This is a genomic window from Moraxella ovis (genome assembly GCF_900453105.1).
GTDB classification, from domain to species: domain Bacteria; phylum Pseudomonadota; class Gammaproteobacteria; order Pseudomonadales; family Moraxellaceae; genus Moraxella; species Moraxella ovis.
On the sequence record NZ_UGPW01000001.1, the window covers coordinates 1,100,356 to 1,109,183 of the forward strand.

Sequence of the window (8,828 nt, forward strand, 5' to 3'; positions counted from 1 at the left end):
TTAATATGCACGTTTATGGTAATGAACAGCCACCTGTAGCACTAAAAGCACAACAACTACAACCTTATGCATTTGAGCGTAAAGCACTCATTGATGCACGTAAAGAGCAGTACTTTGGTCAGCTTTCTAATACTAAAGCCATGCCTAAGAACTCAGGCAAGACTATTAAGCAATACCACTACCTACCCATCCTAGATGACCGCAACATTAATGATATGGGTCTGGATGCTGCAGGTTCTAAGTATGCTAATGGTAACTTGTATGGTTCATCTAAAGACGTAGGCACTATCCCATCTAAGTTCCCAGTACTATCTGAAACTGGTGGTAAAGTGAACCGTGTTGGTGTTACTCGTAGAACCATCGAATCTAACCTTGAGAAATTTGGTTTTTATACCGATTTCTCTACTGACCTACTGGCAATGGATTCTGATGCAGAACTGCTATCTCACATTACCCGTGAGCTTATGAATGCTGCTGTAGAAATTCAAGAAGACTTGCTGCAAAAAGACCTTCTAAATGCAGCAGGTACAGTACGTTATGCAGGTACAGCTACTAACAATGACACACTAGATGAGACTTCAGTACTTACTTATAATGACCTAATGCGTCTGACTATTGACCTAGATAATGCCCGTTGCCCTAAGCAAACTACTATCATTACAGGTACTCGTTTAATCGATACTAAGACCATTCCTTCATGTCGTGTAGCTTATGTAGGCTCTGAACTTATCCCTACTCTAGAAGCTATGGAAGACCTACATAATAGACCAGCCCTAGTACCAGTACAACAATATGCAGCAGGTACTACTGTTCTTAATGGCGAGTATGGTACCATTGCAGGCTTTAGAATTGTTGTAGTACCTGAAATGATGAAATGGGCAGGTAGAGGTGCAACAGGGCTTAGAGGTACATTCTACGCTACTGGTGGTAAATTTGACGTATTCCCATTCCTAGTTGTAGGTGGTGATTCATTTGTTGATATTGGTTTCCAGACTGATGGTAAATCAAACAAGTTTAAAACCATCATGAAGAAAGGTGATGAGCTTGCTGACATGAACAATCCTTATGGTGATGTTGGTTTTAGTTCAATCAAATGGTGGTATGGCTTTATGGCTCTACGTCCTGAATGGATTGGACTAATCAAATGTACCGCTAAGCTTTAATGTAAGCTAAAACATACACCAAGTACGCAGTACTTGGTGTATATTCTTAAACTAAATAAAGAGAGAACCAATATGACTGAAGAAAACAAAACAGAACTACAACTACTTAAAGAGAAAGCAGATTCACTAGGTATTGAGTATAAGTCTAATGTATCAGCTAAGACACTCACTAAGCTTATTAAAGAATTCGAAGAACAAGAAGAACAAGACGATGGTCTAACAGATAATGAACGTATCAAGCAAACTATTGATGAGGCTACCAAGCTAGTACGTGTAATTATCACTCCTATGGATTCTACTAAACGTGATTATCAGGGCGATGTATTCTCAGCAGGCAACTCTGTAGTACCTACCATGACTAAGTACATTCCTTTTGGTGTTGAGTGGCACGTACCACAGATTATTCTAAATACCATTAAAGAAAAGGTAATGAATAAGTTTATTGCTAAGAAAGATGAACGTGGTCGTGAGTATCGTGAGTATCAAGAAGCTAAAGCATACTCTATTCAAGAACTTCCTCCACTAACTAAAGAAGAACTAGAAGAACTGGCTAAATCTCAAGAGATGCGGCAAGCTATTAAATAAGTATAAGGGTATCAAAGATGAGTATTACTATTCCTAACAGTACGATTAATGAAGAATTTAACATTAGTGAATTAACGGAAGTTAATGTTAATGGTAATGGTATCTTTGATACCCTAATGCGTTCTGTTAAACTCCATATTAAAGAAGAATGGGATAAGGAACGTATCAGAGACACTGATTATTCCAATGTTTATCTGGGGGCTTTAAAAGAAATCCTTGGTTTATCTGTACAGTATGCACAGATGAAAACAAAGCTAGGTATTGAGCTCGAAATACTACAAGCTGAATTAGATAAAATAAAAGCAGATATTACTTTTGTAGAAAAGCAAGGTAATTTAGTAGACGAACAAGCAAATAGAGAAAGAGCAGAAACTTCAAGAATTACATACGAAGTAGGTAATAAATTACCTAGTGAAGTTAAGAATATTGAGTCTAATACAGCTATTAATACCAAACAGCTAGATGTACTAGGTAAACAGATTGACAAAGAAACTGTTGCTACAGATATTCTATCTTACGAGTTGGCACATAAATTACCTACTGAAAAAGCTAGAATAGAATCAGATATTGAAAATACACAATCTAATATTCTAGCTACCAAACAACAGATAAAACTAACTGAACAACAAGTAAAAGCAGTTAAAGCAGATACAGACCTAAAAGAAGTAGAATTAGGTAATTTACCTAATAAACTTACTCTTGAATCTCAATTACTAGAAGCTAAAGTCAATCATACTGCATCAGAAACAGTATTGGTTACTAAACAAGGTGGTTTGGTAGATAGTCAATCTAACAAAGAAGATACTGAAACTGCTAAGCTACAGTATGAGATTCAAAATAGATTACCACTAGAAGTATTACATCTACAAGCTGAAACCAGAAGTATAGATGCTAAGATTAGAGGTATTGAAGCTGAAACACTACTAGCAGGTCAGCAATTAGAAATTGCCAAAGTAGAGCAACTAATTAAAGGACAACAGGTAGAACTGGCTAAAGTTGAACAGCAACTTAAAACACAAATGCTAGAACTACAAGAACGTGAAATGGATTTGAAAGAAGCACAGCTACCTATGATTCAAGCTGACGTAGAATTGAAGAAAGCCCAGCTACCTTTACTACAAAAAGATATAGAAGTTAAAGAACAACAGATTAATTTGGGTGCTGAAGATATTAAATTAAAGAAAGCACAACTTCCTATCATGGAAAAAGAACTGGTTATTAAAGATGCTCAAGTTCAAATGTCTGCTGCTGAAGTAGCTATTAAAGAAGCTCAATTACCTATTATGGCTTCTGAAGTTAAAATTAAAGAAGCTGAAGTTTCATTGAAAGAAGCACAGATTCCTTTATTAAATAAAGATATTGAACTGAAATCCAAACAGTTACTGCTAGCTGATGAAGATATTAAGACTAAGCAAGCACAATTACCATTAATTACTGAAGAGCTTAAACTTAAACAAGCACAGCTACCTTTAACACAGCAAGAGACTGCATTAAGACAAGCAGATGTACAGCTTAAAAATGCACAGCTACCAATTATGACTGAAGAGGTTAGATTGAAACAGAATCAAGTAACACTTGGCGAAAAAGAGCTAGATATTAAAGATGCTGAGATTGCCTTGAGTACTGCTGAAGTAAGTTTGAAACAAGCACAGCTACCATTACTACAAAAAGACTTAGTTCTAAAACAAGCACAGCTGGATTTGAGTGCTAAAGAGCTTGGATTGAAAGAACAACAAATTGCAGTATCTAAATCAGAAGTAGCTATCAGAGCAGAAGAGCTTAAACAAGCACAGTATGAATTAGCTAATAAACTGCCTGCTGAAGTTAAGAATGTTCAAGCACAGGCTGCATTATATGAACAGAAAAAGATTACTGAAAAAGCACAAGTAGATAATACCGTTGTAGGTGCACATTCTGTTATTGATAGAAATAATAAGCTAATTGGAGAACAAGCTAAACAGTTCCAAAAGCAAACACAGATGAACTTATCTAAGATTATGGTAGATTCTTGGGTTACTAGAAAGACATCTGATGATGCTACAAGAGCCGATGCTACAAACAAACTAGGCGATGAATATATTGCTAAAGTATTAACAGAAACTGCTAAACAAGCAGGAATAACACTCTAAAGCTAATGCTACTATAATAATAACCAAGCCGATAGGCTTGGTTATTTTATTAAGGAAAGATATTATGGGAGTGTTCAGCTCAAAGATTAGAGTACATGGTCAATCTGTATCCCAAAGGATGACAGATGATGACTCATTTATAGATTCTGTTAAGTATGCAACCATAGCTAAAAAACATTACAACTTACAGAATGATAAAATAGATTTAAATGAATCAGTATTTAATGATACTGTTAGAGAGAGGATTATACAAAATATACCTAATAAGTTTAATAAGGCTTATAGGATGGCTGAGGATACTTCTAAATATATATTTGGTAATCCTACGACAGCTTCAGTACATAAACCAGAAGAAACACTAAAACGAGCAGTTATTAGATACTTAGAAGATACTACAGGCAAGAAGGTTACTTTAGAGTACTTCTACGTAGGAGATAAAAGACACATACATTATGCGTATGATAAATTAACTAAAAGTTATAGATATAATCTAAATACCAATAAATTAGTTATGTATGGAAAGGAAGCAACCATAACCAGTGCAGTCATGCACATATCACCACAAACTAGAAAGGAATATAATGATGAACTATTCAGTGTCGATACTACTTGGTTTGATGGCAGTAAAACACCTAATTTTACAGAAGGCACTAGAGATGAGTTAGCAGTTAATTACTATACTGAATCCACATCAGAAGTAGTAGAAACACCTAGATTAACAGTTAATACTTTTTTAGAGGGTGTAATTACAGGATATACTCAAGCTAATGCTGAAGTATCTATAACCATAGATAATACAGTAACTAAGATTACTGCGAATAATAAAGGTTATTTTAATCATACTTTCTCTGGTTTAAACCAAGATACCGCAGTAGTAGTTATAAGTAAGAATAAACATAATAGAACATCTAATAGGGTTACTATTCAGTATCCTTATATCAATGATAATCCTGCTACACGAGGGCAGTTAGTTAAAACAGCAGTAAATAGAACTAACGGCTCATTTACCTTAGACTTATCTGATGTGAATCCTATAACACCTGATAATATTGAGTTGCCTTTAGAAAATTATATAGACTACATACAAGTAATGTATAAGACTACTGATGGTAAAGCATTATTTACTTATGGCTTGGGTCAAGGGATTGAATCTATTGATACAGCATTAAACGTATATTCCCGTAAGAGTAAAATATATCCTAGATTGTATATAAGAACAGATGGGGTAGATTTAGATAAAAGCAAAGATACTACTAAAAAGAATCATACTAAAGCACTATTTAAGAAGGTAGGTATTGACCTAACTCAGACTACCTCAGACTTAACTGAAGCACTAGGAGGTGATTATAGTAAAGTACACACTATGTATATTAGTTTAAGTGTGGGTATTACTGATTCATATAATGACCCTATATTAGCTGAATATTTGTATAGATACTTTAATAATCAGATTAAGTACAGCGTAAAGACAGAGTATGGCTATGGTAGAAAGGATGTTCATATAACTGATAACCATACTAATGTGGTAGTTAGCTATGCTAGGATACTAAAAGAAAGAGTAAAAGGGAGGGTATCAGAGGTAGGCAGATATAAGGCTAACAGTGAGCAGTTAAGTTATGAGAAAGCTACTAGTATATTATCAGGTAAAATCAATCAAATTAGGACTAGTAGTAGATTCGTTCATAACTTTATGTATCAAGAATCAGATACTCACTATATTAAGATTTCTGTTTTTGGTTTACAGGTAACACAGCAGTATGCTGATAGGTCAGAAAATCATAATGGCGATGATGAGAATATGGCTATACCCTTAGATGGGTTAGTAACCAAAGGTATGTCCGTTAAAGAAAAAGAACTGCTATACAATAAGGCATTAAGGGTACATATTTTAATTAGATACACTACCAAACAAAGGTGGTATCAGCGTGGTGTATTTAAAGCTGTTATTGCTATTATAGGTATTGCTATCACTGTTATCACGGTTGGTTTAGATGGTGGTACAGGCGCAATGATGGCTATGGCTGTTATTAAATCAATAGCAGTAGGCATGGCAATATCCATAGCCATAGATTTAGCTGTCAAGCTTGCAGTTAAACTAGGATGGTCATCTAAGCTTGTAACTGCTATAGCATTAGTAGGAGCTATTGTAGCTACGTATTACAGTAAGGGCAAATCTTTTAAAGGGTTTAAAGCTGTTGATGTAATGAAAATACTAAATACATCATTTGATGTACATAATAAAGCCATACAACTAAAGTTGATAGATTTTAAAAAAGAATACGAAGCATTTATGAGTGATATAAATGATAAGTACAAGAAATTAAAAGAGACCCAAGAGTTATTGAATACAGGTGTAGCTAAACCAGAACAAGAACTGATGCTTAGACCGCTATCTAGTTATATGTATAGCTCTCAAGTAAATTTGGGTGAATCACCTGAAACTTTTTATAATAGGTCAATGATGTATGATGTAAGTGAATTAGTCATGGATATGGCTACTAACTTTGTAGAGAACAGTATGTATATCCCAGTACAGCCATATAAAATTTATGAAGGTGAGGCTGTAGAAGATATATTATTAATATAAGGAAATTAACAATGAACCCACTATATAAAACACTAAATGTTAAACCAATCAGTACTTCTGGTTTATCAGGTATTTCTACTTACCCAACTACAGTTACAGCAGCCATGCCTTCTGTATTAGAATCTATTACCACACCTAATAACTTTACTTATGAATCAGGCATGGTAGAAAGTACACCTTATCTTAATACAGGGTATGACTATGGCGACATTAGTACTGGTGTAAGTATTAATAATACAGTAGCTAAAGCATACGCTAAAAACCCTAGACTAGGTGCATTTACAGAGAGAGCTACTAATCTAGGTAATAATATTCTATCTGGTGCTATGAACACAGGCAGAAATATGCAATCAGCAGTTAATGGTATGGATTCATTCCAAAAGATGAATGCAATAGCTTCAAGTGTTAAAGGTCTATGGGATGCTTATAACGGCTATAAAAATAATAAGATGATTAATAGGCAACTTAACTTCTCAATGGATATGGCTAATAAACAATATGAAGCCAATAGAAAAAGAATTAACTCACAACTGGAGGATAGACAGGCTAGAAGATATGCTGAACAACCTCACGCACATCAATCAGTTTCTGAATACATGAAGAAATACGGAGTATGATAATGGGTGTTAATAAAATTGATTTCACTTTAGGTAACTATAATCCTAATCAAGCAGTAGGGTTAATAGCCATGGCTAGAGAAAATGATAGACAAATATCAGATAGCCTTAAAGGTATTCTTGATGGTTTTGAAAAGACAGCTAGGCAGAATGCTGATGTACGAGCCATGAATTATATTAATTCATTAGACCTAACTGATTTAACGCCTGATAAGATGGCAGGACATACACAAGCATTACAAGACATCTCTGATGGTATGGGTGGATTAAACCCAAGTAAAGAGGCATTAACTGCACTAGATGGTAGAGGGAATGTAGTTGCTCAAAGGGCTAATAATTTAGCTAATCTTGAAGCACAGAATATATTAAATCAAACCAATCAAATTGATTTAAATAATAGACAAGATGCTCATGCATTAGATACTGCTGTTAAAACAGCGCTAAGTAAACCTGATTCTGTAGAAGTTATTAAAAATAATTTGCCTACACACTTACAGGGAATATTTAATCATGAATTTGAGTTATATAAGTTAAACCAACAAAATAATTATGGAGATGCTTTAAATAAAGTTAATGCCGTTAGGGATAATATAGAAAATTACAAAGCAGATGTAATAATCGATAAGTTAAGAACTGTCCTACCTAACTTTCAAGATGCTAATGGTACTGTTGATTATACTAAGTTATTTGCAGATAAAAATGTATTGACTCTGTTAGGGGAAGATACGCATAACCCATCTATCTTTGGCAAGGTACTTAATAAGTTTGATGCAAAAGAAGCCGAGAAAGTTAAAGTAGCTTTTGATAGAATGATAGCGAAGATGAAAGCAGATGCTGCTGCAGCTCAAGGTGAGGCAGCTATATGGAATGCTAAGACTAATGAAACGAAAGTAAATAATCAAAATAATCAATTTTATGCACAATCGAATGCAACAAAGATAGAAGAGGGAGATAAAAAATTTACAAAAACCCAAGAGAGTTTTAATAAGCATATTGTCAATACCCGATTAGGAACAGGAGGTGCAATAAGCCTTACTCGAGATGGACAGTATTCTATTGATAACGATAAACTAACAGCTAATTTTGTTAATTCTATCAAACAAGCAAGTGAGATAAAACCAATAGTATATAAATCACCATCAAAAGATGCTTGGTGGACTAACAATAGGAACTTTGGAGTATTTAAAGGATGGGTAGGAGGAGAAGGGCTTAGAAACAGCATTAAAACAAATTTGGATAATTATAAGAAGCCAAATGGTCAGCCTTTGACAAAAGATGAATACATTGGTATGGCTGAAATACTAAAATCAGACATGTATCAAGGCGATGTATTGGGTAGTTCTGGGTATTCTAATAGATTCCCTAATAAAAGTTATGTCAAAAATAATAAATTAGATATAGATGCTTTATACGCAATCTATAATAGAAACCTAATGACTGAATCAAGTAATAGAACTAGAGAAATAAGTAGGGCTATTTTAAAAGAAGCATCAACACTAGGAGTGGATTTAGGGATGATTAGGGATAGTTTACCTGATGGTTTCTTAAATCAGTATGCTGGTGTGTTAGATGCCGATGTTTTGGCAATACTTACAGGAACAAATGAGTTGAATAGGATACAAGGAAAATGGACAGGTACAGTTAAGGGTACTTTACCATCTCTACAGATGCCTGCTAGTACCAAAGGCAGTTTACCTAAACCTAAAGTAGGTATGCGATAGTTATTAATGCTTAAAAATACACCCAG

At 34.4% G+C, this 8,828-nt stretch carries 6 protein-coding genes; all 6 read left to right on the forward strand.

Translation table 11 applies throughout. The features are described 5' to 3' along the window. Positions 1–5: 5 nt before the first annotated feature. The 6 genes from DYD54_RS05360 (at position 6) to DYD54_RS05385 (ending at position 8,802) form a co-directional block, all read left to right on the forward strand. On the forward strand, positions 6–1,163 hold the full coding sequence (locus tag DYD54_RS05360) for a N4-gp56 family major capsid protein (RefSeq protein WP_063514054.1): 1,158 nt from the start codon (positions 6–8) through the stop codon (positions 1,161–1,163). A 72-nt stretch (positions 1,164–1,235) separates the two neighbouring features. Beyond that, a complete protein-coding gene (locus DYD54_RS05365) occupies positions 1,236–1,748 on the forward strand; it encodes a hypothetical protein (protein ID WP_063514055.1) in 513 nt (170 codons plus the stop codon). Between the two features lie 17 nt (positions 1,749–1,765). Then, the gene (locus DYD54_RS05370; RefSeq protein ID WP_063514056.1) at positions 1,766–3,877 is read left to right on the forward strand and encodes a coiled-coil domain-containing protein; all 2,112 of its coding nucleotides are present in this window, start codon (positions 1,766–1,768) and stop codon (positions 3,875–3,877) included. 37 nt (positions 3,878–3,914) lie between these two features. Next, positions 3,915–6,464 carry a hypothetical protein gene (locus DYD54_RS05375; protein ID WP_147285070.1) on the forward strand — a complete coding sequence of 850 codons (2,550 nt, stop codon included), beginning with the start codon at positions 3,915–3,917 and terminating at the stop codon, positions 6,462–6,464. An 11-nt stretch (positions 6,465–6,475) separates the two neighbouring features. Next, the gene (locus DYD54_RS05380; RefSeq protein ID WP_063514058.1) at positions 6,476–7,081 is read left to right on the forward strand and encodes a hypothetical protein; all 606 of its coding nucleotides are present in this window, start codon (positions 6,476–6,478) and stop codon (positions 7,079–7,081) included. Positions 7,082–7,083: 2 nt separating this feature from the next. Next, positions 7,084–8,802, forward strand: a complete 1,719-nt coding sequence (locus tag DYD54_RS05385) for a hypothetical protein (protein ID WP_063514059.1) — start codon at positions 7,084–7,086, stop codon at positions 8,800–8,802. The last annotated feature ends 26 nt before the right edge of the window (positions 8,803–8,828 follow it).

What these genes read in the sequence shown, in the direction of transcription:
- DYD54_RS05360 (WP_063514054.1), top strand. Translation starts at nt 6, where the DNA reads ATGCACGTTTATGGTAATGAACAGCCACCTGTAGCACTAAAAGCACAA.
- DYD54_RS05365 (WP_063514055.1), top strand. Translation starts at nt 1,236, where the DNA reads ATGACTGAAGAAAACAAAACAGAACTACAACTACTTAAAGAGAAAGCA.
- DYD54_RS05370 (WP_063514056.1), top strand. Translation starts at nt 1,766, where the DNA reads ATGAGTATTACTATTCCTAACAGTACGATTAATGAAGAATTTAACATT.
- DYD54_RS05380 (WP_063514058.1), top strand. Translation starts at nt 6,476, where the DNA reads ATGAACCCACTATATAAAACACTAAATGTTAAACCAATCAGTACTTCT.
- DYD54_RS05385 (WP_063514059.1), top strand. Translation starts at nt 7,084, where the DNA reads ATGGGTGTTAATAAAATTGATTTCACTTTAGGTAACTATAATCCTAAT.